We start from the raw sequence: 25725 nt of genomic DNA on the forward strand, positions 1-25725 counted from the left end.
CCGTCAGCCCCAGGTGATCAGGCGCTTCGGGCGCTCCAGCAGGCCGGCCACGTCGGCCAGCACCTTGGAGCCCAACTCCCCGTCCACCAGGCGGTGGTCGAAGGAGAGCGCGAGCGTGGTCACCTGCCGCGGGACGACCTTGCCCTTGTGCACCCACGGCAGTTCCCGGACCGCGCCGAAGGCCAGGATGGCGGCCTCGCCCGGGTTGAGGATCGGGGTGCCGGTGTCGACGCCGAAGACGCCGACGTTGGTGATGGTGACCGTCCCGCCCTGCATGTCGGCCGGCGAGGTCTTGCCCTGGCGGGCGGTCTCGACCAGCTCGCCGAGCGAAGTGGCCAACCCGGCGAGGGTCTTGGACCCGGCGTCCTTGATGTTCGGGACGATCAGGCCGCGCGGGGTGGCCGCGGCGATGCCGAGGTTCACCTGGCCCTTGAGGACGATCTCCTGGGCCGCCTCGTCCCACTGCGCGTTGATCCCGGGGTGCCGCTTGATCGCGGTGAGCAGTGCCTTGGCGACGATCAGCAGCGGGCTGACCCGGACGTCCCGGCCCAGCTCGCCGCTCTCCTTGAGCCGGCGGACGAACTTCATCGTGCGGGTCACGTCGACCTGCACGAACTCGGTGACGTGCGGGGCGGTGAAGGCCGAGGCCACCATCGCCTGCGCGGTCGCCTTGCGGACGCCCTTGATCGGCACCCGGACGTCGCCCGCGGTGGGCAGCGGCCCCTGCGGCGCGGCCGGCTCGGCCACGACGGTCTCGGCCACCGCGACCGCCGGAGCGGCCTGGGCGGCCGGGACGACCGCCGGAGCGGCCTGGGCGGCGGCGTGGGCGTGCACGTCGTCGCGGGTGATCACGCCGTCCCGCCCGGTCGCGGTGACCGCGCGCAGGTCGACGCCGAGATCCTTGGCCAGCTTGCGCACCGGCGGCTTGGCCAACGGCCGTTCCCCGCCGGGTACTTCGGCCACCGGCACGGGAGCCGAGGGAGCCACGGGCGCCGGTGCGGCCACCGGGGCCGGAGCGGCGACGGGAGCCGGTCCGGTGGCGGCGACCTTGGTCGTGGTCGTCCGCCGCGCCCGGCGCTGGGCGGCGCCGGTGCGCGGGCCGTACCCGACCAGCACCTCGCGCCGCTCGGGCTCGGCCTCCTCGGCGGGCGCCGGGGCCGGAGCCTGGGCCGGCGCGGCGACGGGGGCGGCCGGAGCCGCGGCCCCCGCCTCCCCGGCGACCGCGACCGAGATGATCACGGTGCCGACGTCGACCGTCGAGCCCTCGGGGAAGTGCAGCTGCTCGACCACCCCGTTGTACGGGATGGGCAGCTCCACGGCCGCCTTGGCGGTCTCCACCTCGCAGACGACCTGCCCGTCGGTGACGGTGTCACCGGGCTTGACGTACCAGCTGAGGATCTCGGCCTCGGTGAGGCCCTCGCCCACATCGGGCATCTTGAACTCGCGGAGCGAGCGAACTTCGGTGGTCATCTTCGCTCCCCTGGATCAGTACGCGAGCGCGCGGTCGACGGCGTCGAGCACGCGGTCCAGGTCGGGGAGGAATGCCTCCTCGACCCGGGACGGCGGGTACGGCGCGTGGTAGCCGCCGACCCGCAGGACCGGCGCCTCCAGGTGGTAGAAGCACTTCTCGGTGAGCCGGGCGGCCAACTCGGCGCCCATGCCCAGGAAGACGGGTGCCTCGTGCACCACCACGGCGCGGCCGGTGCGCTTGACCGACTCCTCCAGGGCGGCGAAGTCCACCGGGGAGAGCGAGCGCAGGTCGACGACCTCCAGCCGGCGGCCGTCCTCCTCGGCGGCCGCGGCGGCCTCCAGGCAGACCTTGACCATCGGGCCGTACGCGATCAGCGTCGCGTCGGTGCCGGACCGGACGATCCGGGCGTCGTGCAGGCCCAGGTCGGCGGCGTCGCCGACCTCGCCCTTGTCCCAGTAACGGCGCTTGGGCTCCAGGAAGATGACCGGGTCGTCGGACTCGATCGACTGCCGCAGCATCCAGTGGGCGTCGTGCGCGCTGGCCGGGGTGACCACCCGCAGGCCGGCGGTGTGGGCGAAGTACGCCTCGTGCGACTCGCTGTGGTGCTCGACCGCGCCGATGCCACCCGCGTAGGGGATGCGCACGGTGACCGGCAGCTTGACGTGGCCCAGCGCACGGGCGTGCATCTTGGCCAGCTGGGAGACGATCTGGTCGAAGGCCGGGTAGACGAAGCCGTCGAACTGGATCTCCACGACGGGGCGGTAGCCGCGCAGCGCGAGGCCGATCGCGGTGCCCATGATGCCGGACTCGGCGAGCGGGGTGTCGATCACCCGGTCCTCGCCGAAGTCCTTCTGCAGGCCGTCGGTGATCCGGAAGACGCCGCCGAGCTTGCCGATGTCCTCGCCCATCAGGACGGTCTTCGGGTCGTTCTCCAGCGACTTGCGCAGCGCTCCGTTCAGCGCCTTGGCGATGCTCAGCTGACCGGCCATCAGTGGGTCTCCCCCGCCTCGAAGGAGGCCGCGTACTCGATGTACTCGGCCCGTTCCTCATCGACCAGCGTGTGCGGCTCGCTGTACACGTGGTCGAAGATCAGGGTCGGGTCCGGGTCCGGCATGCCGCGCACGCCCTCGCGCACCCGCAGCCCCAGCTGCTCGCTCTCGGTCTCGACGGAGGCGAAGAACTCCTCGTCGGCCAGGCCCTCCTTCTCCAGGTGGGCGCGGAGCCGGGTGATCGGGTCCTTGGCCTTCCAGGCCTCGGTCTCCTCGGAGTGCCGGTAGCGGGTGGGGTCGTCGGAGGTGGTGTGGGCACCCATCCGGTAGGTGAACGCCTCGATCAGCACCGGGCCGTTGCCGCTGCGGGCGTGGTCGAGCGCCCAGCGGGTGACCGCCAGGCAGGCCAGCACGTCGTTGCCGTCGACCCGGACGCCCGGGAAGCCGAAGCCGGAGGCGCGGCGGTACAGCGGGATCTTGGTCTGGGTGGTGGTGGGCTCGGAGATCGCCCACTGGTTGTTCTGGCAGAAGAACACCACCGGCGAGTTGTAGACCGAGGCGAAGGTGAAGGCCTCGTTGACGTCGCCCTGGCTGGAGGCGCCGTCACCGAAGTACGCGATCACCGCGTCGTCGGCGCCGTCCTTGCTGATGCCCATCGCGTACCCGGTGGCGTGCAGGGCCTGCGCGCCGATCACGATGGTGTACAGGTGGAAGTTCTTCTCGTTCGGGTCCCAGCCGCCGTGGTTCACACCGCGGAACATGCCGAGCAGGTTCAGCGGGTCGACGTCGCGGCACCAGGCCACGCCGTGCTCGCGGTAGGTGGGGAAGGCGTAGTCGCCGGGGCGCATGGCGCGACCGGAGCCGACCTGGGCGGCCTCCTGGCCGAGCAGCGAGGCCCACAGGCCGAGCTCGCCCTGGCGCTGCAGCGAGGTGGCCTCGCTGTCGAATCGGCGCACCAGCACCAGGTCGCGGTAGAGGGCGCGCAGCTCCTCGGGAGTGGTGGTGAGGGGGTAGTCCGGGTGCTCGACCCGCTCGCCTTCCGGCGTGAGCAGCTGGACGAGCTCCGGCTGGGCGTTCTCGCCCTTGGCGCGGAGGGTGTCAGGGACGCCGGGGGCCGCCTTCTTGCGAGCCCTCGCCGTGCTTTTGACGGTCACGTTCACTCCTCGGTCTGTCCGGCCGCCCGGGGTCGCCGGTGACCGGTCCGGTCACCGCCTCGCGGGGCGCGCGTGGGTGTGCGCTCCCCCTGCGGGGCAGGTGGTGATCCTGTTCCGACGGCGTCCCTCACGAGAACGTTACCCAGCGTCCGCCCTCGACGCGCTTGCGCTAGGACGTCCTACTTGTTCAGGGTCTACAACCCCGAGGGTGCCGCGTTCGGCTCGCCGTCGGAAGGGTGGGGGTGACGGTCGGCGTGACGCAGCTCTCAATTCGAGCGCCTTCAGGACACCAGCGCACGTTATCCGGGCAGACGCCCGTACGTAAGGGGGTTCTCGGTATCGGTTTCGGACGGCCCTGGCCGGATCACGTCGTCGTGGAGGTCCGGGTGATAGGTCTTTCGTACGGTGATATGGGAGGCTTTGGACGTGACTGATAACGGACAAATCAGGGTATTCCTGCTCGACGACCACGAGGTCGTCCGGCGGGGCGTGCACGATCTGCTCTCGGTCGAGGGGGACATCGAGGTGGTCGGCGAGGCCGGCACGGCCGCCGAGGCACTCACCCGGATCCCGGCGGTCCACCCGGACGTGGCGGTGCTCGACGTCCGGCTGCCGGACGGCAACGGGGTCGAGGTCTGCCGCGAGATCCGGTCCGCACTGCCGGAGATCAAGTGCCTGATGCTGACCTCGTTCTCGGACGACGAGGCGCTGTTCGACTCGATCATGGCCGGCGCCTCCGGCTACGTGCTGAAGGCGATCCGCGGCAGCGACCTGATCACCGCCGTCCGGGGCGTCGCGGCCGGCCGCTCGCTGCTCGACCCGGTCGCCACCAGCAGGGTGCTCGCCCGGCTGCGCGACGGCGGCGAGAAGGAGGACGAGCGGCTCGCCCAACTCACCAAGCAGGAACGGCGGATCCTCGATCTGATCGGTGAAGGCATGACGAACCGTCAGATCGGCAACGAGTTGCACCTGGCCGAGAAGACGGTGAAGAACTACGTCTCCAGCCTGCTCGCCAAGATGGGCATGGAGCGGCGCACCCAGGCGGCCGCCTTCGTGGCGCGGCACCAGGTCGACCACCAGTACTGACGGACAGCTTCACAGAACTGACGGTTTGTCAAGGGCCCCCGCAAGGGGGCCATAACCTCTTCACGTGACTTTCAGCCAGACCCTCGCCTGCGCACCGGCCCGCCCCGACCTCTCCGCACCGCCGATGGGGACCCTCAGCCCACCCGTCCCGCTGGGAGCGCTCGCCGAGGTCCTGACCCGCTACCGGGTAGGACGGCTGCTGACCGCCGAACCGGTCGCCGAGGGCCTGCTGAACCGGGGGTACCTGGTCACCACCGAGGCCGGTCCGTACTTCCTGAAGTGCTACGTCGACTCCGCCACCGCCCGCCGTCCGAAGATCCTCGCCCACCACCGCGCGATGGCCGCGCTGAACACCCTCGGGCTGCCCGTCGCACCCCCGCTGGCCTGCGCCGAACGGTCCGGCACGGTGGCCGCCTGGGGCGGCCGGCTGTTCGCGCTGTTCCCCTGGGTGGACGGCCGGCACCGGCACGGCGGCGAGCTCGACCCGTCGCGGTGCGACGCGCTCGGCACGCTGCTCGGCCAGCTGCACGGCGCACTCGACGACGTCTGCGCCCCCCTCGAACAACCCGCCGGCTACCAGAGCGCCGACCCCGTCGACAGCGCCGACCTCGCCCGCGACCTGCGGCGCCGTGCCCGCGACCACCACCCGGCCGGGGAGCTGGACGCACTGGTGGTCGAACGGCTCACGGAACGGCTGGAACTGCTCGCCGAGCACGCCCACCGCCGCCCCGCCCCGGAGACCGCACCGCCCACCGGCTGGACCCACGGCGACTTCCACGGCCTCAACCTGCTGTACGACGACGGCCCCGAGGGCGGCCGGGTGGCGGCCGTCCTGGACTGGGACAAGCTCGGCCCGCAACCACGCGCCGAGGAGGCCGTCCGGGCCGCCACGCTGCTCTTCAACGACCGCTCGTCCGGCGTCCTCGACCTGGTCCGGGTCCGCCGCTACTCCCAGGCCTACCGGGCCTCCGGCGCCGCCACCGCCGAGCACCTGGCCGCCGCCGTCCACCGGGTCTGGTGGGAGCGGCTGAACGACTTCTGGATGCTGCAGTGGCGCTACCAGCGGGCCGACCACCGGGCCGACCCGCTCTACCCCGCCTCCGCGGGGCAGCTGGCGTGGTGGTGCCAGGAGTACGAGCAGGTCCTGGACGCCTTCGCCAACTGACCCGTCAGTTGGCGCCGGGCGTGGCCGGTGCGGTGACCGGCAGCGACGGCTTGGGCGTCTGGGGCGGCACCGGCTGCCCCGTTCCCGAGGTGCCGCCGGTCGGTGCCGTCGTCGGTGCCGTCGTCGCCGACGCCGTCCCCGTCGGCGTGCGGGTCGGGCCCCCGGTCGGCGTCGGTGCCTGCGTGTGCTTGCCGGTGTTCGGCGACGGCGACATGTTGTTGCCGCTGTTCCCGGTGTTGTTCCCGCTGGTGGTGCCGGGGTCGGTCGGCTGCTGCGGCTTCCTGCTGCCGGAGGACGAGGGCGGCAGGGTCGTCGGACCGCTCGGGACCGGCGCGGTCGTCTCGGTGCTGGTGACCACCGGGGCGTGCGTCGGGGGCACCTTGGAGCCGGGGTCGTCGCCGCCGCTGAGCGCGAACGCGATGCCCGCACCGGCCGCGACCAGCACGGCGACCGCGCCGGCCACCCAGGCCCACGGCCCGCGCCGCCGGCCGGAGCCGTCGCCGTCCCCGTCCGCGCCGTCGCCGTCGTACGGGCCGCCGGCCGCCGGGTAGGGCGAGGCGGAGGTGTGCGCGCCGCCCGTCGGGTACGGCAGCACGGAGGTCCGGTCGCCGGGGCCCACCGTGCCGAAGGCCGTGGTGGCCGCGATCTGGTCCGGGCGGATCACCTGGGTCGCGCCGGTGTCGCCGGCCGCGGCGCCGCCCCAGCCGGGCCCGCCCGCGCCGTGCATCTCGCGCAGCGCGTGCTGCACGTGGGCGCGGAACTCGTCGGCGTCCTGGAAGCGGTCGTCCGGGTTCTTGGCGAGCGAGCGCAGCACCAGCGGGTCGAGGCCGACCGGCACCCGGCCGTTGGCCTGCGAGGGCGGCACCGGCGGGTCCTGGACGTGCTGGTAGACCACCGAGAGCGGGGTGTCGCCGATGAACGGCGGGCGCAGCGTGAGCAGTTCGTAGAGCATGCAGCCGGCCGCGTACAGGTCGGAGCGGTGGTCGACCGGCTTGCCGAGCGCCTGCTCGGGCGAGAGGTACTGCGGGGTGCCCATGACCATGCCGGTCTGGGTCATCGTGGTGGCCCCGCCGGTCAGCGCCCGGGCGATGCCGAAGTCCATCACCTTGACCGCGCCGGTGTTGGTGATGATCACGTTGGCGGGCTTGATGTCGCGGTGGACGATGCCGTTGCGGTGGCTGTAGGCGAGCGCCTCCAGCACCCCGGCGATGATGATCAGCGCCTGGTCGACCGGCGGCGCCTCCTCGTCCGCCAGCAGCTCGCGGACGGTGCGGCCCTCGACCAGCTCCATCACGATGTACGGCGTGGACTCGTCCCCGACGTACTCCTCGCCGGTGTCGTAGACCGCGACGATCGAGTGGTGGTTGAGCGCCGCGACGGCGTGTGCCTCGCGGGTGAAGCGCAGCCGGGCGACGTCGTCCTGGGCCAGTTCCCCGCGCAGCAGCTTGACCGCGACGGTGCGGCCGAGCCGCACGTCCTCGGCGGCGAACACCTCGGCCATGCCGCCGCGCCCGAGCCGGTGGGTCAGCCGGTAGCGGCCGTCGCCGACGGTGCTCAGCGGCACGGCGGTCCCGCGGCCCGGGGTCTGCGGGCCGCCGGGCTCGGGGATCCTCGGCGTTCCGCCGGTCCGGCCGACACCTCGGACACCCGCGTCGTCGTCCGGCTGCTGCGTCTGTGCCATCGCTCCTCGCCCCGGGCGTTCGCTCGGATCGCGGTGCCCTGTCGCTTACGTATCCCCGAACGCTACCGCCTCCGGCGGACGACCGTGATACCCCCGAACCGGCCGGAACCCGTCAGAGCAGGCCATTCCGGTCGGCGGGGAGGTCGACGACCAGGACGTTGGCGGGGCGCTCCGAGGTGCTGAACTTGCCGCCGGTCTTCTCGTTCGCCTTGTTGACCACGATCGCGATGATGATGCCCGCGAGCACCAGCACGCCGACGATGATCCCGATCACGACCACGGCCGTCGAGCAGCCGCCGCCGCTGGTGGGCGCCTTCGGCTGCTGGTACGGCGGCATCGGCTGCGGCGGCGGGGTGTGCGCCTGCGGGAAGGGGTGCGGGGTGTGCGGCGCCTGCGGCCGCGGGGCCTGGAAGGCGGGCGGCGGGGTCTGGTACTGCTGCGGGAAGGGCTGCGGGGTCTGCGGCGCCTGGTAGGCCGGCGGCGGGGTCCGGTACTGCTGCTGCGGCGGCTGCGGCTGGAAGGGCTGCGGCGTCTGCGGGGCCTGCGGGGCCGGCGGAGCGGCGTGCACCGCGCGCGGGCCCTCGTTGATCACCAGCGGGGTGCTGGCCTGCAACCGCTGCCCGTTGGCACCGCCCTTGGCGGCCTCGATCAGCCGCTCCGCCTCGTCCCGCATCGCCGCCGCGCTCTGGAACCGGTGCGCCGGGTCCTTGCGCAGCGCCTGGGCGACGAAGGCGTCCACCTCGGGGGTGATCGAGCGGTTGAGGGTGGAGGGGGCCGGCGGCTCCTCCTGGACGTGCTTGTAGGCGATCGAGAACGCCGAGTCGCCGTCGAAGACCAGCTGCCCGGTGATCATCTCGAAGAGCATCACGCCGACCGAGTACAGGTCGGAGCGGGCGTCCACCGGCTTGCCGAGCGCCTGCTCGGGCGAGAGGTACTGCGGGGTGCCGACCACCATGCCGGTCTGGGTCATCGACGTCACGCCGGACTCCAGCGCGCGGGCGATGCCGAAGTCCATGACCTTGACGTTGCCCTTGCGGTCGAACATGACGTTGCCGGGCTTGATGTCGCGGTGCACCAGGCCCATGTCGTGCGAGGCCTCCAGCGCGTTCAGCACGCCGATGGTGACCTTCAGGGCCTCCTCGGCCGGCATCGCGCCGTACTGGCCGATCGCCTCGTTGATCGCCTCGCGCAGGCCCTTGCCGTCGATCAGCTGCATGACGATGTACGGCGTGCTGGAGCCGTCCGGGGCGACGTCCTCGCCGCTGTCGTACACCGTGACGATGTTCGGGTGCTCCAGCCGGGCCACGGCCTGGGCCTCCCGGCGGAACCGCTCCTTGAAGGAGTCGTCCCGGCCCAGCTCGCTGTGCATGCTCTTCAGCGCGACCTGCCGGTCGAGCACGCTGTCGTAGGCGAGGTGCACGGAGGCCATGCCGCCCTCGCCCAGCAGCCGCTGCAGCACATAGCGGCCGTTGCCCAGGGAGAAGCCCTCGACCGCGTTGCCGTGCTCGCTCATGGTCCTCTGCTCCCCCTTGGCGCGGCCGTGCTGCCGCAGCCTGACGTTCGGTCTCGTCCGTGCGTGGTGGGCCCGGCCCGCTGGCCTGGCGAGCCCCTGCCGCGGCGGTTCCACCGGCCGGCGACAGGGGTCAGGGTATCGGCTCCCGCCGACGGTGATCGGCCCAGGGCCGGGACCGGCCCCGGGCGGGCGGCCGCCGGACCCGGTGCCCCGGGCCGGGGAGGATCGTCGTGGTACGTCCGGTCCGTCGGCGGTCGGAACGGACCGGACGTCCCTACCGGCGGGTACCGCCGGGTGCGGCTTACAGGTACGGGCCGGAGCGGAGGCCGCGGCTCTGGCCCGGCTCGTCCTCGTCCGGCTCACCGCTGTGCAGACCGGGCGGCAGCGCCCGCCGCATCTGCTCCAGCTGGGCCCGCGCCGCCATCTGCTGGGCGAACAGGGCGGTCTGGATGCCGTGGAACAGGCCCTCCAGCCAGCCGACCAGCTGGGCCTGGGCGATCCGCAGCTCGGCCTCGGTCGGGATGGTGTCGTCGGTGAACGGCAGCGACAGCCGCTCCAGTTCGGCGACCAGCTCCGGGGCCAGCCCCAGTTCGAGCTCCTTGATCGAGCTCGCGTGGATGTCCTTCAGGCGGACCCGGCTCGCCTCGTCGAGGGGGGCCGCCCGGACCTCCTCCAGCAGCTGCTTGATCATGCTGCCGATGCGCATGACCTTGGCGGGCTGCTCGACCATCTCGGTCACCGGAAGCTCACGCGGCATGTCGCCCTCGTCGTCCCCGTCACCGACCGCGCCGGCGAACCCCTGGCCCACGGGCAGCCCGTCCGGTCCGACGATCAGCACCTTCTGGCCGTCCTGCGACTGCCCGCCGGCGGCCCGGAAGGGCTCCTGCGACGGGCGCTCGTTCATCGGATTCGTCATGAACAACATTCTCTCTCACTGGGGTTGGTCGGGCGGAAGCCCCCGGTCGTCCCGCCGTCCTGCGCCACCCCTGACGAAGGTACGCCGCCGGGCGCCGCACGGGTATCCGTACGGATACTCAGTTCCCGCGCCTCAGTTCCCGCGCCCCGGATGCCGCCCGCCCGCCCGCCGGCCGTCCGCCGAGGGCGACCCGGCCCCGCCCCGGCCCTGTGTCCCGGCCCCTCGGCCTCAGCTCCTGCGCAGCCGCACGCCGACCAGGCCCAGGCCGCAGCCGATCAGGCCCAGGCCGACGCCCAGCGGGAGCTGGGTGGTGGAGGCGTCCCGCCAGCGGGCGGGGAAGATCGCCGGCACCGCGGCGACGGCCGCGACCGGCTGTCCGGCGGCCGTGGCGGGGTCCGCGGCGGCCGGGCCCGCGGCGGCGTCGTCGCCGGGGACCCCGGCCGCCGCGCCGTCCCCGTCGCTCTCCGACGGCGCGGCCTCGACGGCCTGCTCCGGGGCCTGCTCGACGGCCTGCTCGGGAGCCTGCTCCGGCACCTGCTCCGGCACCTGCTCGGGGGCCTGCTCCACGGCGGCGTCCGAGCGCTCGGGCAGCGAGGCCGGGTGGTGCCGGCGGACCTGCGGGAAGCCGCCGCCGGGGTGCGGACGCGGCAGCCGCCGGGGCGGCGCGGCCGCCGGCCTGGCGGCGCCCGGCACGAGGTCGGCGTCGGCGGCCGCCCCGGCGCTCGACTCCACACCCGACGGGCGCGGTGCCCACGACGAGGGCAGCGCCACCGCCGCCGAGGCGGCGGCCAGCGGGAGCGTGAGCCCCAGCACGGCCGCCGCGAACAGCCGCTGGGCGCGGCCCGCGGAACGGCGGGCGGGACGACGGTGGTGCGGCGCGACGGGCAGCGGCCCGAGGAACGCGTGCGGTGATGCGGCCACGGTCGGAGTCCTTCCGACGGCCGACGGCGCCCGGGGGCGGGATCGGCGGCGGGACAGCTCCGGACCAGGTTCGCACGCCCCGGCCGCGGCGGCACTTCGGGCGGTTCACGCCCTCCCGCCGTCGCCCGCCGTCGCCCGCCGCGTCAGCCGCGTCCGTCGCCCGGTCTCCCGCGCTCAGGCCCGCAGGACGACCTTCCCGACCTGCTCCCCGCGCTCCACCACCCGGTGCGCCTCGGCCACGTCGGCCAGCGGCAGCACCCGGTCCACCACCGGCTTCACCACCCCGGACTCGACCAGCGGCCAGACGTGCTCCCGCACCGCCGCCACGATCGCCGCCTTCTCCGCCAGCGGCCGCCCGCGCAGGTTGGTGGCGATCACCGCCCCGCGCTTGCGCAGCAGCGCGTTGAGGTCGAGCTCGCCCTTCACCCCGCCCTGGAGACCGATGATCACCAGCCGCCCGTTGACCGCCAGCGCGTCCACGTTCCGCTGGAGGTACTTGGCGCCCATGATGTCCAGGATCACGTCCGCCCCGGCCCCGCCGGTGGCCTCCCGGAGCACCTCGACGAAGTCCTGCTCGCGGTAGTCGATCAGGATGTCCGCACCCAGCTCGGCGCACCGCGCCAGCTTCTCCGGGCTGCCCGCGGTGACCGCGACCCGGGCGCCGACCGCCTTGGCCAGCTGGATCGCCATCGTCCCGATCCCGCTCGCGCCGCCGTGCAGCAGCACCGTCTCCCCGGGCCGCAGGTGCGCGGTGAGGAAGACGTTGGACCACACCGTGCAGGCGACCTCGGGCAGCGCCGCGGCCTGCTCGACGGACAGCCCCGCGGGCACCGGCAGCAGCTGGCCGGTCGGCACCGCGACCCGCTGCGCGTAGCCGCCGCCGGCCAGCAGCGCGCACACCTCGTCGCCGACCGCCCAGCCGGCCACCCCGGGCCCGAGCGCGACGATCCGCCCGGCGCACTCCAGCCCCGGGTAGGGCGAGGCGCCGGGCGGCGGGTTGTAGAAGCCCTGCCGCTGGAGCAGGTCGGCGCGGTTGACGGCGGTGGCCGCCACCTCGACCAGGACCTCGCCCTGCGCGGGCACCGGGTCGGGCACCTCGGCCCAGACCAGTGCCTCGGGACCGCCGGGTACGGGAATCGTCATCGCATGCATGCCCCGAACCTACTGCGGGCCGGGGCGGTTCCACGGCACGGCTCAACCGGTCGGCACGACTCCGCTGGACCTGATGACGATCACCCGGTCGGTGAGCTGGAGCACGGCGGCCTCCGGCTCGGTGTAGTTGAGCACCCGTCGGCCGCGGACCACCGCGACCACCAGGTCCGCGCACTCGCGCGGGCTGTGCCCGGCCTCGGCCCGGGTGACCGGGCGCTCCACCACGTCCAGCCCGTTGCCGTACGTCAGCAGGTCCTCCATCACCGCCCCGGCGTGCGGGCTGAGCATCGACAGCCCGAGCAGCCGCCCGGCCGAACTGGAGCTGGTCACCACGACGTCGGCGCCGCTCTGCCGCAGCAGCGGCGCGTTCTCGTCCTCCCGGACGGCGGCGACCACGGTGGCGGCCTTGTTCAGCTGGCGGGCCGTCAGCGTGATCAGCACGGCGGTGTCGTCCCGCTCCGGCGCGACCACCACCCGGGCGGCGGTGGGCAGTGCGGCGCGCACCAGGGTGTCGGTGCGGGTGGCGTCGCCGACCACCCCGACCAGACCGTGCTGGGCGGCCTGGTCGATCACCTTGCGCTGCGGGTCGACGACGACGATCTCCTCCTTCTTCACCCCCTGGCCGAGCAGGGTGTCGACGGCGCTGCGACCCTTCGTCCCGTAGCCGATGACGACGGTGTGCTCGCGCACGGTGGACCTCCAGCGGTTCAACCGCCATTGCAGGCGGGTCCGTTCGGTGAGCACCTCCAGCGTGGTGCCGACCAGGATGATCAGGAACAGCACGCGCAGCGGGGTGATCACGAAGATGTTGGTGAGCCGGGCGCTGTCGCTGAACGGGGTGATGTCGCCGTACCCGGTGGTGGAGAGCGTCACGGTGGCGTAGTACGCCGCGTCCAGGAAGCTCAGCCCGCCGCCGGCGTTGTCGTTGTAGCCGGCCCGGTCGACGTAGACGACGAACGTGGTGGCGACCAGGACGGCGAGCGCCAGCAGCAGCCGGAAGCCGACCTGCCGGACGGCGGGCGCGGCCTGTCGGGCGGGCAGCACGATCCCGGCGTCCGCCCACGGCTCGGTACCGGGCGCCAGGTTGCGCCGGACCCGGTTCACGGCACCTCCAGGAGTTCGATCGTGTCCCCCGCCGCCGCCCCGCCGGGCGGCACCACGGCCAGCGCCTCGGCCCGGGCGAGCCCGCGCAGCATCGCCGGTCCGTCGAAGGCCAGCGGCAGCACGCCCTCGGCGGTCCGCCGGACCGGTTGGAGCCGGGTGTCCGTGCGGTGCCCGGGCAGGGCGGCCGCGGCGGCGGCGAGCACGGGGGCGCCGACGGTCCGCCCGCTGCGGGCGTGCAGCAGCGGCAGGGCCAGGGTGACCATCCCGGCGACGGCGGCCAGCGGGTTGCCCGGCAGGCCCACCAGGTGGCGGCCGCCGGGGAGTTCGGCCAGCAGCATCGGGTGCCCGGGCCGGACGGCGACGCCGTCCACCAGCAGCCGGGCACCGCTCTCGGCGAGCGCCCGGTGCAGGAAGTCGACCGGTCCGGCGGCCGTTCCGCCGGTAGTGACCACGAGATCGGCGGTGGAGTGCCGCAGTGCGTCCCGGAGCAGCCCGAAGTCGTCCCGGACGTACCCGGCTTCGGCCGGATCGGCGCCGGCGGCCCGCAGCCAGGGCGGCAGCAGCGGCCCCAGCGCGTCCCGGACCAGGCCCGGGCCGGGCACCCCTGCGGTGAGCAACTCGTCGCCCAGCACGAGCAATTGGACCTCGGGACGGCGGTGGACCGGCAGTCGGTCGTGGCCGCAGGCGGCGGCCAGGCCGAGCACGGCCGGCCCCACCGGCGTACCGGACGGCAGCAACTCCTCGCCCCGGCGGCACTCCTGGCCGCGCGGCCGGACGTCCTGGCCGGTGGTCAGCGGCCGCGGGCCGCGGTCGTGCAGCAGCGCGCCGTCCGTCCGCCCGTGCTCACGGCGCAGGACGGCGGTGGCACCGGCGGGCAGTTGGGCGCCGGTGGCGATCTCCGCGGCGGTGCCGTCGGCCAGCGGCGACGACGCCGCCCGTCCGGCCAGCACCCGCCCGGCCACCCGCCACGGGCCGGGACCGGCGACCGCCCAGCCGTCCATCGCGGAGGTGTCGAAGGCGGGCAGGTCGGTGAGCGCGCCGAGCGGCTCGGCGAGGGTGCGGCCGAGCGCCTCGGCCAGCGGGACGGGGACCCCGGGCAGCGGGCGCGACCCGGCCCGGCGCGCGGTCTCCCGGGCCCGGGGCCAGCTCAGCACGCCGGGACCGGTGGACGGTGCGGCCACGGTGGTCTGTCCGACCGCACTCACGACTCGCCCGGCCGGGCGGCGCCGCCCCAGCCCTCGGCGAGGGCCTCCGTCCGCCGGGCCGCCTCCGCGACGGCCTCCGCCCCGCCGCCCCGCTGGGCGGCCGCGTAGCCGATCAGGAAGGCGGTCAGCGGCGCGGCCGGCCGGTCCACCCCGTGCGCGACCACCCGGGCCGTGTCGAGCAGACCGCGGACGTCGACGTCCAGGTCGATGCCCAGGTCTGCCTTGACCTCGGTGATCCAGTCATCCAGCGTGCGCTCCATGCGCCCATGCTGCCCGATCAGCGGTTTCCCCGGGGTGTTCGTCCCGTGTGCGGGGCGCGTCGTTTCGCTCACACCCCGACGGCGGCACCGGTGAGGTTCACGTCCGGTCGCGCTCGCGGGCCTGCTCCAGGTCCTCCCAGGTGTCGCAGTCGTAGGCGACGTCGTCGGTGTCGGCCACCCGCAGCCGGGTCAGCCCGCCGACCAGGCGGCGCAGCGGCCGGCCGACCGGGTCGCCGAGGGCGGCCAGCGCGGCGCGCAGCGCGGCGGTGCGGTAGGCGGCGGCGAGCGGCTGGTCGCGTCCGCCCGCGTCGACCAGTACGGCGGCGTCCGCCCGCTCCCCGGCCTCGTCGAGGGCGGTGGCCAGCCGGTCCACCGTCCGCCGGTCCAGGAAGGGCAGGTCGGCGGCGAGCAGCAGCACGGTGTCCGCGGTGACCAGGTCGAGCCCGGCCGCGACGGCGGCCACCGGCCCGCCGCCGGGCGGCTGCTCCCTGGTCCAGTGGACGCCGCCGCGCGCGGTCGGCCGGGCCGGGCCGACGACGACGGTGGTGCGGGCGCCCGCACAGGCGGCGAGCACCCGGTCGAGCAGGGTGGTCTCGCCCACCGTCAGGCCGGGTTTGTCGGCGCCGCCGAGGCGCCGGGCGGCCCCGCCCGCCGGGACGATCACGTCGTACGGCGTCATGCGGCCAGTATCCGCCCTACTCCGGCGCGCGCCCGCCGCCCTCCCCCGGCTCCGGGCCGTCCTCGGGCGTGCTCCCACCGTTCTCGGCGGGCACCGGGCCGTTCTCCGTGGACTCCGGGCGGTCCCCGGCTGGCTCCGGACCGTTCCCGGCCGCCGCGTCGGACCGGGCCGCACGGGCGGTGTTGGCCGCCGCGCCCAGCGTCAGGAAGGACGGCAGGGTCAGCTCCCCGTACCGCTCGTTCATCGCCGTGACCAGCGCCTCCGGGTCGTCCGGGTGCTCGGCCAGCAGCCGGTCGAAGTCCTGGAGGTACTCGCCGGTGAAGGCCAGCACCCGGGCCGCGTCGTCGCCCTGGTCCGGGGCCCGGTGGCCGGCGATCACCCGCTCCACGCCGAGGTCGGCGATCCGGCCGAGGTTGTGCCCCCAGGTGATGCGCTGGGCCGGGGTGGTGTCGGCGGTCCAGACATGGGTGCCGTTGTGGACGAAGTCCCCGGCGATCACGGTGCGGACGCTCGGCACGTGGACGACCGTGGAGTCCCCGCAGTCGGCCTGGCCGAGCAGCAGCACGGGGATCACCTGGCGGTCCAGCATCAGCGGCTGCGGCAGCAGCGGGGCGGGGACCAGCGGGTGGTCCGGGATGTCGTCGCCGTACACCGGCTTCCACTGGGCGACCTTGGCGGCGACGGTGCGCCGGATGCCCTCGACCACGGCCGGGGCGGCCAGCAGCTGCGCGTCGGGGAAGAGCCGCAGCACCTCCTCGGCACCGAAGTAGTGGTCCGGGTGCTGGTGGGTGACCACGACGGCGAGCAGCCGTCTGCCCTTGCCCGCGACCCATTCGGCCAGCTCCCGCCCGGCACTGCGGGTCAGCTGGGCGTCCACCAGGATCGCGGTCCGCTCGCCGAGGATCAGCGTGGAGGTGGCGAAGAAGGCCGACTCGGGGCCGGTGAAGACGGCGACCTCCAGCGGCGGGGCCGGCTGCCCGGGCTCCGGCGGCTCGGCGCCCGCGGCCGGACCCCCGGGGGCCTCGGCGGGCCCGCCGGGGACGGCCGGCCCGGCCTGGGCACGCTCCGCGCCGGCGCTCTCCTCGGGCGGGGACGTCGTCACGGGCTGCTCCCTCTGGTCGGCGGTCGGATTCCCTGCGCCCTACAGCATGGGAGCACCGGCGGCCGAATGCGCGGAAGGCGCGCCCGGCGGGGCGCGCCTCCGGCGGACGTCACACCGCGTGTCGGACGGCCAGTTCCTTGGCCCGGCGGGCGGCCTCCTCCAGCGCCCGGGCCTTGGACTCGGCGGCGTTCGGGACGAACTCGGCCATCGCCGGGACGACGCCGGCCAGGGTGAACTCCGGGACGATGAAGTCGACCTCCAGCCCCAGCATGCCGGTCAGCACCTTCTCCAGGTAGGTGGTGACGAACTCGTACGGCTCGCGCGGGGCGCCGGGGGCGTACGAGCCGCCGCGCGGGGCGACCACGGTGACCGGCGTGCCCTTGGCGGACGGCGTCTCGCCGGCGGTGCGGCCCATCAGGATCACCTGGTCCAGCCAGGCCTTGAGGCTCGACGGGACCGTGAAGTTGTACATCGGGCTGCCGATCAGCACGGCGTCGGCCCGCTCCAGCTCGGCCATCAGCTCGTCGCGCAGCGCGTAGGCGGCGGCCTGCTCGGCGCTGTGGGTCCCGGCGGGGGCGAATCCGGCGCTGATGCCGTGCACGTCCAGGTGCGGGACGGGGTCGAGGGCGAGGTCCCGGTAGATCACCGTGCCGTCGGGGTGCTCGGCCTGCCAGGCGGCGCGGAAGGCGGCGGTGACCTCGCGGGAGACGGAGCCGTCGGCGACCGCGGAGGAGTCGAGGTGCAGGAGTGTGGGCATGGCAGGGCCTCCAAGGGATTAGTAGCTGCCGAATCCGCTGCAACTGCGAATACGGTAGCAGCTTACTTTTCTTCAGTCACTGGGGGAAGGTCGAGTAGGCTTGGCCCCATGGCCGAGCACGAGGCAGTGACCGACGGAGTCCCGATCGCCACCGACTCCTGCGCCGCGGCGGACCCGGGCCCCTGCCAGAACATCGACCTGGCCCTCAACCGGGTGTTCACCCTGCTCGGCAAGCGCTGGACCGGCATGCTGCTGGGCGTGCTCAACACCGGCGGCCCCGCGTACTTCTCCGAGCTGCGCCGCGCCGTCCCGGGCATCAGCGAGCGGATGCTCTCCGACCGGCTGACCGAGCTGGCCGAGGCCGGGCTGGTCGTCCGCGAGGTCGACGCCGGGCCGCCGCTGCGGGTCAGCTACCGGCTCACCGAGGGCGGCGTCGCGCTCAGGCCCGCGCTCACCGAACTGGCCGTCTGGGCCGACCGCTACCTGCCGGAGGCCGCGCTCAGGAACGGCTGCTGAGCCGCCCGCCGGCGCCGGCCCGCCCGGGCACCAGGTGCTCCCGGACATGCGGAAGGGCCCGTCCGCCGGTTGCGGCGGACGGGCCCTTCCGGCCAGGAGGGGTTCGGTCGGTCAGCGCTTGGCGGCGCCCCCGCGCAGCCCGGCCAGCCGGTCGGTGACGCCCCAGGTGGTCACCCGCCACAGCGCCTCGACCACGATGCTGCGGCTCATCTTGGACGCCCCGAGCTCGCGCTCCACGAAGGTGATCGGCACCTCGGCGACCTTGAACCCGGCCTTCACCGTGCGCCAGGCCAGGTCGACCTGGAAGCAGTACCCGGCCGAGGCGACCTCGTCCATGCCCAGGCCCAGCAGGGTCTCCTTGCGGAACGCCCGGTAGCCGCCGGTGACGTCCCGGATCGGCACGCCCAGCATCAGCCGCGAGTAGGTCGAGCCGCCGCGCGAGAGCAGCAGCCGAGACTTCGGCCAGTTCACCACCCGGCCGCCCGGCACCCAGCGCGAGCCCAGCACCAGGTCGGCGCCGCGCAGCGCGCCCAGCAGCCGGTCCAGCTCCTCGGGCTGGTGCGAGCCGTCCGCGTCCATCTCGACCAGGACGTCGTAGCCGTGGTCGATGCCCCAGCGGAAGCCCGCCAGGTAGGCGGCGCCCAGGCCCTCCTTGCCCTTGCGGTGCATGACGTGGACGTGCTCGTCCTCGACGGCCAGCTTGTCGGCCAGCTCGCCGGTGCCGTCGGGGCTGTTGTCGTCGGCGACCAGCACGTGCGCCTCGGGCACGGCGGCACGCACCCGGCCGACGATCCGCTCGACGTTCTCCGCCTCGTTGTAGGTCGGGATGATCACCAGGACCTTGCCGAGATCAGCAAAACTCTGCTGGTTGACGGTCACGTGCAAACCTCTCGGCCGATGGCGGGGGGTCTCGGAACACCGGCGCCCGCACTCTGGAACGCGGCTCCGCCGGCAGCCCGCCGGGGAGGATCTCGGTGGCGAACTGCGCGCAGGGCGGAGGCTACTGCGTCCTGGCATCCTACTACCGCGCCCGGGAACCACCGGTCCGGCCGTGGCACTCCCACCCGATGCCCACCGTTTCCCCTCGGGTGACGCCGTTCGGCTAGGGTCGTTTCCCTTGCCCGTGCCCGGACCGCCCGCACCGCCGGGCCCCCGGCGATCCGGACTCGGGACGTCCGGGGCCACCCAGACTGCGAAGGAGTAGGACCGCGCGCATGGACAGGCTCGTCAACACCGTCCGCCCGTATGCCTGGGGGTCGCTCACCGCCCTGCCCGACCTGCTCGGGCAGCAGCCGACCGGCGAGCCGCAGGCCGAGCTGTGGATGGGCGCCCACCCCGGCGCCCCGTCGCGCGCCGACCGCGGCGAGGGCCCGCGCCGGCTGGACGAGCTGATCGCGGCCGACCCCGAGGGCGAACTGGGCGCCGCGAGCGTGGCCAGGTTCGGCCCGACCCTGCCGTTCCTCTTCAAGATCCTGGCCGCGGGCATTCCGCTGTCCATCCAGGCCCACCCCACGCTGGACCAGGCCCGGGCCGGCTTCGCCGCCGAGAACGCCCTCGGCATCCCCCTGGACGCCCCCGAGCGCAGCTACCGGGACGCCAACCACAAGCCCGAAATGGTCTGTGCGCTGGGCGAGTTCGAAGGCCTGTGCGGCTTCCGCCGGCCCGCCGGGGCAGCCCGGCTGCTGGCCGGACTCGCGGTGCCCGGACTCGCCCCGGTGATCGGGCGGCTGACCGCCGGTGAGGACACCTCCCGGCCGGGGGCCGGGGGGGAGTCCGACGCGCTGCGCGGCGCCCTGACCGCCGCCCTCGCCCTGGACGGGGAGACCGTCCGGCAGACCGTCGAGGCGCTCGCGGCGACCGACCCCGACGGGGAGTACGGCCCGTACGCCCGGATCGCCAAGGACTTCCCGGACGACCGCGGCGTGATCGCCGCCATGCTGCTCCACCACGTCCGGCTGCGGGCCGGCCAGGCGCTCTACCTGGGCGCCGGGGTGCCGCACGCCTACCTGTCCGGCGCCTGCGTCGAACTCCAGGCCAACTCCGACAACGTGCTGCGGGCCGGCCTCACCCCGAAGCACATCGACGTGCCGGAGCTGCTGAAGGTCGTGGTCTTCGAAGCCGGCGCCCCCGACGTGCTGGAGCCGGTCCCGGTCCGGGACACCCCGGGCGAGGAGCTCTACCCCGTCCCGATCGACGAGTTCCGGCTCTCCCGCTTCGTGCTGGACGGCACCGGGCGCGAGATCGACGGCCGCACCCCGCAGATCCTGCTCTGCACCGAGGGCACGGCCCGACTGACCGCCGCCGACGGCACCGTGCTGGACCTGGCACGCGGCCAGTCCGCCTTCCTCCCCGCCACCGGCACCCCGACCCGCCTCTCCGGCACCGGCGGCACGCTCTTCCGCGCCACCGTCACCGTCTGACGCCCCGGGCGGGGACGCCCGGGCCGGGCCTCAGTCCCGGGTCATGTCGACGAAGCGCGAGTAGTGGCCCTGGAAGGCCACCGTGATGGTCGCGGTCGGACCGTTACGGTGCTTGGCGACGATCAGGTCCGCCTCGCCCGCGCGCGGGGACTCCTTCTCGTAGGCGTCCTCGCGGTGCAGCAGGATGACCATGTCGGCGTCCTGCTCGATCGAGCCGGACTCGCGGAGGTCGGAGACCATCGGCCGCTTGTCGGTGCGCTGCTCGGGGCCACGGTTCAGCTGGGAGAGCGCGATGACCGGGACCTCCAGCTCCTTGGCCAGCAGCTTGAGGTTACGGGACATGTCCGAGACCTCCTGCTGACGGTTCTCGGCCCGCCGGGAGCCGCCGGACTGCATCAGCTGGAGGTAGTCGATGACGATCAGCTTGATGTCGTTGCGCTGCTTCAGCCGGCGGCACTTGGCCCGGATCTCCATCATCGACAGGTTCGGCGAGTCGTCGATGAACAGCGGCGCCTCGCTGACGTCGGGCATCCGGCGGGCGACCCTGGTCCAGTCGTCGTCCGTCATGTTCCCGGAGCGCATGTGGTGCAGCGCCACCCGGGCCTCGGCGGAGAGCAGGCGCATGGCGATCTCGTTGCGGCCCATTTCGAGCGAGAAGATCACGCTCGGCAGCTTGTTCTGGATCGAGCAGGCCCGCGCGAAGTCCAGCGCGAGGGTGGACTTGCCCATGGCGGGGCGGGCCGCGATGACGATCATCTGGCCGGGGTGCAGCCCGTTGGTGAGCTGGTCGAAGTCGGCGAAGCCGGTCGGCACGCCGGACATCTGGCCCTGCCGGGAGCCGATCGCCTCGATCTCGTCGAGGGCGCCCTCCATGATGTCGGCGAGCGGCGCGTAGTCCTCGTTGGTGCGCTGCTCGGTGACGGCGTAGATCTCCGCCTGGGCCGCGTTGACGATCTCGTCCACGTCGCCCTCGGCCGCGTAGCCCATGCCGGCGATCCGGGTGCCCGCCTCGACCAGCCGGCGCAGCACCGCGCGCTCGTGCACGATCTGGGCGTAGTACTCGGCGTTCGCCGCGGTCGGGACGGAGTTGACCAGGGTGTGCAGGTAGGAGGCGCCGCCGACCCGCTGGAGCTCGCCGCGCTTGGTCAGCTCGCCGGCCACGGTGATCGGGTCGGCCGGCTCGCCGCGGGCGTAGAGGTCGAGGATCGCGCCGTGCACCATCTCGTGCGCGGGCCGGTAGTAGTCGGCCGGCTTGAGCACCTCGACCACGTCGGCGATGGCGTCCTTGGAGAGCAGCATGCCGCCGAGGACGGACTTCTCGGCGTCCAGGTCCTGCGGCGGGACGCGCTCGAAGCCGTCCACCCCGCCCCCGGTCTCGCCGTCGCCCTCGCCCCGGCGCTGCCAGCCGCCCTCCAGCTGGCCGCCCTTGCCGCCCTTCTGGAAGCCGCCCTTCTGGAAGCCGTCGCGGCCACCGCCCTGACGCCCCTCGCCGCGGTTGCGGGAGACCGGCAGCCGGTCGCCGGGGCCGTCCGGGAAGGGCGCGCCGTCGAAGGCGCCCGCCGGGAACGGGTCCTCGGCGTGCTGCCAGTCCTCCTCCGGCGGCGGGGCGTCGTGGTCGTCGTACTGGGGGCCGGTCACGCGTGTTCCCCGATCAGCGAGTGGTGCGAAGTTGGAGCGGGCCTGCCGGTGGCTGGATGGAGCGGATCCGCTCCTCTTTGTACGCCACGGCTCCGACAAATCGGACGCCGGGTCGGCGGGAGTGTCGGGCGGAGAGCCCACGCTAAGGCGCCGGACGCCCTTGCGCCAAGGCGGTTATCCACAGGGGGTGTGGATGAACGGCCCCGTCCTGTGGAGAACTGCCGCAAAGCTGTGGACACCCCTGTGGACGTCCCTGTGGATAACCGGACGATCGATCCACTGTCAACCGGTTGACCTGGGATTACCTCTTCCGGGGCCTGTGCATGAGAAATTCTTCACACACCTCCGAACGGCTGTGGGCACAGAGGGGGCGAACAGCGTCGCTCAGGATTTCGAGTAATAGGCACGAGCCCCTTACATCCATTACCTGTGGATGAGTAGCCTGGACCCCATGACCGCCTCGCCCCCGACCCCGGCCCCGGTGCCCCCGCGACGCCGGCACGACCGGGAGATCCTCGCCCTGGCCGTCCCGGCCTTCGGCGCGCTCGTCGCCGAACCGCTCTTCCTGATGGCCGACTCGGCGATCGTCGGCCACCTCGGCACCGCCCAACTGGCCGGGGTGGGCGTCGCCTCCGCCGCGCTCTCCACCGCGACCGGCGTGTTCGTCTTCCTCGCCTACGCCACCACGGCGGCGGTCGCCCGCCGGATCGGCGCCGGGGACCGCCGGGGCGCCGTGCAGCAGGGCATCGACGGCATCTGGCTCGCCCTGGGCCTGGCCGTCCCGGTGGTGCTGCTCACCCTGCTGCTGGCTCCCTGGGTCGCCGACGCGCTGGGCGCCTCGGCGACCGCCGCGCCGCACGCGGTAACCTACCTGCGGATCAGCTCCCTGGGCATCCCGGCGATGCTCATGGTGCTGGCCGCCACCGGGGTGCTGCGCGGCCTCCAGGACACCCGGACGCCGCTGGTGGTCGCCGTCGCGGGCTTCGCCGCCAACATCGGGCTGAACGCCGGCCTGGTGTACGGCGCCGGGCTCGGGGTGGCCGGCTCGGCCTGGGGCACCGTGCTCGCCCAGACCGGGATGGCCGCCGCCTACCTGGTCGTGGTGGTCCGCGGCGCCCGCCGGGAACGGGCCTCGCTGCGGCCGGACGCGGCGGGCATCCGGGCCGGCGCCAGGGCCGGCGGCCCGCTGCTGGTCCGGACGATCAGCCTGCGCGCGGTGCTGATGACCGCCACCGCGGTGGCCGCCCGGCTCGGCGACGACCAGGTGGCCGCCCACCAGATCACCATGGCGCTGTTCAACTTCCTGGCCTTCGCGCTGGACGCCATCGCGATCGCCGGCCAGGCCATCATCGGCCGCTACCTGGGCGCCTCGGACGCCCCCGGCGCCCGGGCCGCCACCCGGCGGATGGTCGAGTGGGGCATCGTCTCCGGGCTGGTGCTCGGCCTGCTGGTGGTGGTCGCCCGCCCGCTGTACGTCCCGCTGTTCACGCCCGATCCGGCCGTCCGGGCCCAGCTGGCCACCGCCCTGCTGCTGCTCGCGATCACCCAGCCGGTGGCCGGATTGGTCTTCGTGCTGGACGGCGTGCTGATGGGCGCCGGGGACGGCCCCTACCTGGCCTGGGCCGGGCTGGCGACCCTGGCGGTGTTCGTCCCGGTGGCGCTGGCGGTGCCGGCCACCGGCGCCGGACTGGCCGGGCTCTGGTGGGCGATGAACCTGTTCATGCTGCTGCGGGCCGGCTTCCTGGCCTGGCGCGCCCGTGGCGGCAAGTGGCTGGTCACCGGAGCGGTGCGCGGCTGAGACGTCTCCGCGCCCGCCTCTTCCGGGCCTGCGCGGAAAAGACCGAGGGCCGGACTCCCGGAGGAGTCCGGCCCTCGGGCCTTGCTACGGAACTCAGGCAGCCACGACGGCGACGTCGAGCTTGGCCACGACGTCCGAGTGCAGCTTGACCGAGACCTTGTGGGAGCCCACGGTCTTGATCGGCGAGGCGATCGCGACGGCGCGCTTGTCCACAGCCGGGCCGCCGGCGGCCTTGATGGCCTCGACGACGTCGGCCTGGGTCACCGAGCCGAACAGACGGCCGGCCTCGCCCGAACGGACGGCCAGCTTGACCTGGACGCCCTCGAGCTGACCCTTGACCTCGTTGGCGGCCTCGAGGGTCTGGATGGCGTGGATCTTCCGGGCGCGACGGATGGCGTCGACGTCCTTCTGACCACCCTTGGTCCAGCGGATGGCGAAGCCACGCGGGACCAGGAAGTTGCGGGCGTAGCCGTCCTTGACCTCGACGACCTCGCCGGCGGAGCCGAGACCCGGCACCTCGTGCGTGAGGATGATCTTCATTACTCGGTCACCCTCTCTTAGCGCGCGGTGCTGGTGTAGGGCAGCAGCGCCATCTCACGGCTGTTCTTCACGGCCGTGGCGACGTCACGCTGGTGCTGGGTGCAGTTGCCGGTCACCCGACGGGCACGGATCTTTCCGCGGTCGGAGATGTACTTCCGCAGCAGGTTCGTGTCCTTGTAGTCAACGTAGTTGACCTTGTCCTTGCAGAAGACGCAAACCTTCTTCTTCGGCTTGCGAGCAGGCGGCTTCGCCATTGTGTGCTCCATTTGGGGTTCACGGCCCGGCGGGCGTCCGGGGACGCCGGCCGCCGGGCCGCACGAAATCTGTCAGCTCTTAGAACGGGGGCTCTTCCGAGTAGCCGCTGCCACCGGCCGGGGCACCCCAGCCGCCGCCCTGGTTTCCACCGGACGGGGCGCTGGAGGCCCAGGGGTCGTCGGAGGGGCCGGACTGACCGCCACCGGAGTTTCCACCCCAGTTGCCGCCGCCCTGCTGGCCGCCACCGCCGCCGCCCCAGTTGCCACCGCCCTGGCCGCCACCCGGCTGGCCGCCGAAGCCGCCACCGGGGCCGCCGGGGCCGCCGGACCGGTTGGCCCGGGTGACCTTGGCGGTCGCCGAGCGCAGGCTCGGGCCGACCTCGTCGACCTCGACCTCGAAGACCGTCCGCTTCTCGCCTTCCTTGGTCTCGTAAGACCGCTGGCGCAGTCGGCCCTGCACGATGACGCGCATGCCGCGCTGCAGCGACTCGGCCACGTTCTCCGCCGGCTGCCGCCAGACGTTGCACGTGAGGAAGAGGCTCTCGCCGTCCTTCCACTCGTTCGTCTGACGGTCGAAGGTGCGGGGGGTGGACGCGATGCGGAACTTCGCGACCGCCGCACCCGACGGGGTGAAGCGCAGCTCGGGGTCGTCGACGAGATTGCCGACGAGGGTGATGACGGTCTCGCCTGCCATGGTGGTGATGACCTCTCGGGAAGATGTCCGTTCACCGCTGTTTCACGTGAAACAACGGACGCGAGCTACCCGAGACCCGAAGGCCTCAGAGGTGGCTCAGTGGGTGTCCGGGCGCAGGACCTTGGTCCGCAGAACCGACTCGCTCAGGCCCAGCTGGCGGTCGAGCTCCTTGACGACCTCAGGCGTGGCCTTGAGGTCGATGACCGAGTAGATGCCCTCGGACTGCTTGTTGATCTCGTAAGCCAGACGGCGGCGACCCCAGGTGTCGACCTTCTCCACCTTGCCGCCGGCGTTGCGGACGACAGCGAGGAAGCTCTCGATCAGGGGGGAGACAGCGCGCTCCTCGACCGAGGGGTCGAGGATGACCATCAGCTCGTAGTGACGCATGAGTAACCCACCTCCTTTGGACTCAGCGGCCACGGTCTCTCCGTGGCAGGAGGGTTGTGCGTAGCGTCGGCACCGGTGCGGCGACGACTCCGGGCCCACCGTAACGGCCGGGTCGGACAGTCGGCCCCACGCTCCGCCCGGAGGCGGGACATCACCCGGAAGAGGGCACAGAGGGGGCACAACTACACCAGTGCAGACGGCACAGCCTACCCGCACCCGGACGGCCGAACAAAACGCATAGGGGTTGTGAGAGCGACCCGAGCACCGCAATCTGGACGGAACGGGATCCCTGCCCGTTCGTCTCCACGCCAGGAGGTGGGACC

Annotated in this window: 23 protein-coding genes and 1 pseudogene; 5 read left to right on the plus strand and 19 right to left on the minus strand. The window is 73.7% G+C overall.

What is annotated here, in order from left to right; all coding sequences use genetic code 11:
- Positions 1-3: 3 nt before the first annotated feature.
- From ACZ7RU_RS16865 to pdhA, 3 genes are read right to left on the minus strand one after another with little or no spacing between them, the layout of a single operon-like run.
- Entirely contained in the window at positions 4-1470 is a 1467-nt protein-coding gene (locus ACZ7RU_RS16865) for a dihydrolipoamide acetyltransferase family protein (protein WP_470341708.1), read from the minus strand.
- 15 nt (positions 1471-1485) lie between these two features.
- Complete coding sequence (locus tag ACZ7RU_RS16870; RefSeq protein ID WP_470341709.1) at positions 1486-2460, minus strand: alpha-ketoacid dehydrogenase subunit beta; 975 nt, start codon at positions 2458-2460, stop codon at positions 1486-1488.
- Positions 2460-3614 (minus strand): pyruvate dehydrogenase (acetyl-transferring) E1 component subunit alpha, encoded by a 1155-nt coding sequence (pdhA, locus tag ACZ7RU_RS16875; protein WP_470341710.1) that lies wholly within the window; start codon positions 3612-3614, stop codon positions 2460-2462. Before pdhA ends, ACZ7RU_RS16870 begins: the two co-directional genes overlap by 1 nt.
- Positions 3615-4040: 426 nt before the next feature.
- On the opposite strand from pdhA, the gene ACZ7RU_RS16880 reads away from it, so the two are divergent.
- Together ACZ7RU_RS16880 and ACZ7RU_RS16885 are read left to right on the plus strand one after the other, a co-directional pair.
- The gene (locus tag ACZ7RU_RS16880; RefSeq protein WP_470341711.1) at positions 4041-4700 is read left to right on the plus strand and encodes a response regulator; all 660 of its coding nucleotides are present in this window, start codon (positions 4041-4043) and stop codon (positions 4698-4700) included.
- A 64-nt stretch (positions 4701-4764) separates the two neighbouring features.
- Complete coding sequence (locus ACZ7RU_RS16885; RefSeq protein ID WP_470341712.1) at positions 4765-5865, plus strand: phosphotransferase; 1101 nt, start codon at positions 4765-4767, stop codon at positions 5863-5865.
- Positions 5866-5869: 4 nt separating this feature from the next.
- Here ACZ7RU_RS16885 and ACZ7RU_RS16890 read toward each other — a convergent pair whose 3' ends face one another.
- The 10 genes and pseudogenes from ACZ7RU_RS16890 to ACZ7RU_RS16935 form a co-directional block, all read right to left on the minus strand.
- A complete protein-coding gene (locus ACZ7RU_RS16890; RefSeq protein WP_470341713.1) occupies positions 5870-7546 on the minus strand; it encodes a protein kinase domain-containing protein in 1677 nt (558 codons plus the stop codon).
- A 112-nt stretch (positions 7547-7658) separates the two neighbouring features.
- Positions 7659-9059: a protein kinase domain-containing protein gene (locus ACZ7RU_RS16895; RefSeq protein ID WP_470341714.1), complete on the minus strand. Its 1401-nt coding sequence runs from the start codon at positions 9057-9059 to the stop codon at positions 7659-7661.
- A gap of 301 nt (positions 9060-9360) precedes the next feature.
- The gene (locus ACZ7RU_RS16900; RefSeq protein ID WP_470341715.1) at positions 9361-9975 is read right to left on the minus strand and encodes a bacterial proteasome activator family protein; all 615 of its coding nucleotides are present in this window, start codon (positions 9973-9975) and stop codon (positions 9361-9363) included.
- A gap of 228 nt (positions 9976-10203) precedes the next feature.
- Positions 10204-10896 (minus strand): hypothetical protein, encoded by a 693-nt coding sequence (locus ACZ7RU_RS16905; RefSeq protein ID WP_470341716.1) that lies wholly within the window; start codon positions 10894-10896, stop codon positions 10204-10206.
- Between the two features lie 174 nt (positions 10897-11070).
- Complete coding sequence (locus ACZ7RU_RS16910; protein WP_470341717.1) at positions 11071-12048, minus strand: NAD(P)H-quinone oxidoreductase; 978 nt, start codon at positions 12046-12048, stop codon at positions 11071-11073.
- Positions 12049-12090: 42 nt separating this feature from the next.
- Positions 12091-13152 carry a potassium channel family protein gene (locus tag ACZ7RU_RS16915; protein WP_470341718.1) on the minus strand — a complete coding sequence of 354 codons (1062 nt, stop codon included), beginning with the start codon at positions 13150-13152 and terminating at the stop codon, positions 12091-12093.
- Complete coding sequence (locus ACZ7RU_RS16920; protein WP_470341719.1) at positions 13149-14357, minus strand: molybdopterin molybdotransferase MoeA; 1209 nt, start codon at positions 14355-14357, stop codon at positions 13149-13151. Before ACZ7RU_RS16920 ends, ACZ7RU_RS16915 begins: the two co-directional genes overlap by 4 nt.
- Positions 14354-15296, minus strand: a pseudogene (locus ACZ7RU_RS16925) (NTP transferase domain-containing protein). The gene ACZ7RU_RS16920 and the pseudogene ACZ7RU_RS16925 overlap by 4 nt, the downstream one beginning before the upstream one ends.
- Positions 15297-15312: 16 nt before the next feature.
- Complete coding sequence (locus ACZ7RU_RS16930; protein WP_470341720.1) at positions 15313-16398, minus strand: MBL fold metallo-hydrolase; 1086 nt, start codon at positions 16396-16398, stop codon at positions 15313-15315.
- A gap of 109 nt (positions 16399-16507) precedes the next feature.
- Complete coding sequence (locus tag ACZ7RU_RS16935) at positions 16508-17155, minus strand: FMN-dependent NADH-azoreductase (protein WP_470341721.1); 648 nt, start codon at positions 17153-17155, stop codon at positions 16508-16510.
- Between the two features lie 108 nt (positions 17156-17263).
- On the opposite strand from ACZ7RU_RS16935, the gene ACZ7RU_RS16940 reads away from it, so the two are divergent.
- Positions 17264-17671: a winged helix-turn-helix transcriptional regulator gene (locus ACZ7RU_RS16940; RefSeq protein ID WP_470341722.1), complete on the plus strand. Its 408-nt coding sequence runs from the start codon at positions 17264-17266 to the stop codon at positions 17669-17671.
- Positions 17672-17782: 111 nt separating this feature from the next.
- On the opposite strand, the gene ACZ7RU_RS16945 is transcribed toward ACZ7RU_RS16940, so the two are convergent.
- Positions 17783-18550: a polyprenol monophosphomannose synthase gene (locus ACZ7RU_RS16945; RefSeq protein ID WP_470341723.1), complete on the minus strand. Its 768-nt coding sequence runs from the start codon at positions 18548-18550 to the stop codon at positions 17783-17785.
- A gap of 335 nt (positions 18551-18885) precedes the next feature.
- On the opposite strand from ACZ7RU_RS16945, the gene manA reads away from it, so the two are divergent.
- Complete coding sequence (manA, locus tag ACZ7RU_RS16950) at positions 18886-20091, plus strand: mannose-6-phosphate isomerase, class I (protein ID WP_470341724.1); 1206 nt, start codon at positions 18886-18888, stop codon at positions 20089-20091.
- A 30-nt stretch (positions 20092-20121) separates the two neighbouring features.
- On the opposite strand, the gene dnaB is transcribed toward manA, so the two are convergent.
- Complete coding sequence (dnaB, locus tag ACZ7RU_RS16955) at positions 20122-21603, minus strand: replicative DNA helicase (RefSeq protein ID WP_470341870.1); 1482 nt, start codon at positions 21601-21603, stop codon at positions 20122-20124.
- 577 nt (positions 21604-22180) lie between these two features.
- Here dnaB and ACZ7RU_RS16960 point away from each other — a divergent pair.
- A complete protein-coding gene (locus ACZ7RU_RS16960) occupies positions 22181-23527 on the plus strand; it encodes an MATE family efflux transporter (RefSeq protein ID WP_470341725.1) in 1347 nt (448 codons plus the stop codon).
- A 93-nt stretch (positions 23528-23620) separates the two neighbouring features.
- Here the strand turns inward: ACZ7RU_RS16960 and rplI are convergent, their stop codons facing one another.
- The 4 genes from rplI to rpsF all read right to left on the minus strand — a co-directional run bounded on the left by rplI (position 23621) and on the right by rpsF (position 25402).
- Positions 23621-24067: a 50S ribosomal protein L9 gene (gene rplI / locus ACZ7RU_RS16965; protein WP_470341726.1), complete on the minus strand. Its 447-nt coding sequence runs from the start codon at positions 24065-24067 to the stop codon at positions 23621-23623.
- Positions 24068-24084: 17 nt separating this feature from the next.
- Positions 24085-24321 (minus strand): 30S ribosomal protein S18, encoded by a 237-nt coding sequence (gene rpsR / locus ACZ7RU_RS16970; protein WP_030059640.1) that lies wholly within the window; start codon positions 24319-24321, stop codon positions 24085-24087.
- Between the two features lie 79 nt (positions 24322-24400).
- Positions 24401-25015, minus strand: a complete 615-nt coding sequence (locus tag ACZ7RU_RS16975; protein ID WP_470341727.1) for a single-stranded DNA-binding protein — start codon at positions 25013-25015, stop codon at positions 24401-24403.
- Positions 25016-25111: 96 nt separating this feature from the next.
- Complete coding sequence (gene rpsF / locus ACZ7RU_RS16980) at positions 25112-25402, minus strand: 30S ribosomal protein S6 (RefSeq protein WP_188298654.1); 291 nt, start codon at positions 25400-25402, stop codon at positions 25112-25114.
- Positions 25403-25725 lie beyond the last annotated feature (323 nt).

The organism is Kitasatospora sp. NPDC114501 (assembly GCF_055633695.1).

Bases quoted from the DNA above. Each gene is read 5' to 3' on its own strand.
- ACZ7RU_RS16865 (WP_470341708.1), bottom strand. From the start codon at position 1,470: ATGACCACCGAAGTTCGCTCGCTCCGCGAGTTCAAGATGCCCGATGTG.
- ACZ7RU_RS16870 (WP_470341709.1), bottom strand. From the start codon at position 2,460: ATGGCCGGTCAGCTGAGCATCGCCAAGGCGCTGAACGGAGCGCTGCGC.
- ACZ7RU_RS16890 (WP_470341713.1), bottom strand. From the start codon at position 7,546: ATGGCACAGACGCAGCAGCCGGACGACGACGCGGGTGTCCGAGGTGTC.
- ACZ7RU_RS16895 (WP_470341714.1), bottom strand. From the start codon at position 9,059: ATGAGCGAGCACGGCAACGCGGTCGAGGGCTTCTCCCTGGGCAACGGC.
- ACZ7RU_RS16900 (WP_470341715.1), bottom strand. From the start codon at position 9,975: ATGACGAATCCGATGAACGAGCGCCCGTCGCAGGAGCCCTTCCGGGCC.
- ACZ7RU_RS16910 (WP_470341717.1), bottom strand. From the start codon at position 12,048: ATGCATGCGATGACGATTCCCGTACCCGGCGGTCCCGAGGCACTGGTC.
- ACZ7RU_RS16935 (WP_470341721.1), bottom strand. From the start codon at position 17,155: ATGCCCACACTCCTGCACCTCGACTCCTCCGCGGTCGCCGACGGCTCC.
- ACZ7RU_RS16940 (WP_470341722.1), top strand. From the start codon at position 17,264: ATGGCCGAGCACGAGGCAGTGACCGACGGAGTCCCGATCGCCACCGAC.
- manA (WP_470341724.1), top strand. From the start codon at position 18,886: ATGGACAGGCTCGTCAACACCGTCCGCCCGTATGCCTGGGGGTCGCTC.
- ACZ7RU_RS16960 (WP_470341725.1), top strand. From the start codon at position 22,181: ATGACCGCCTCGCCCCCGACCCCGGCCCCGGTGCCCCCGCGACGCCGG.
- rplI (WP_470341726.1), bottom strand. From the start codon at position 24,067: ATGAAGATCATCCTCACGCACGAGGTGCCGGGTCTCGGCTCCGCCGGC.
- rpsR (WP_030059640.1), bottom strand. From the start codon at position 24,321: ATGGCGAAGCCGCCTGCTCGCAAGCCGAAGAAGAAGGTTTGCGTCTTC.
- ACZ7RU_RS16975 (WP_470341727.1), bottom strand. From the start codon at position 25,015: ATGGCAGGCGAGACCGTCATCACCCTCGTCGGCAATCTCGTCGACGAC.
- rpsF (WP_188298654.1), bottom strand. From the start codon at position 25,402: ATGCGTCACTACGAGCTGATGGTCATCCTCGACCCCTCGGTCGAGGAG.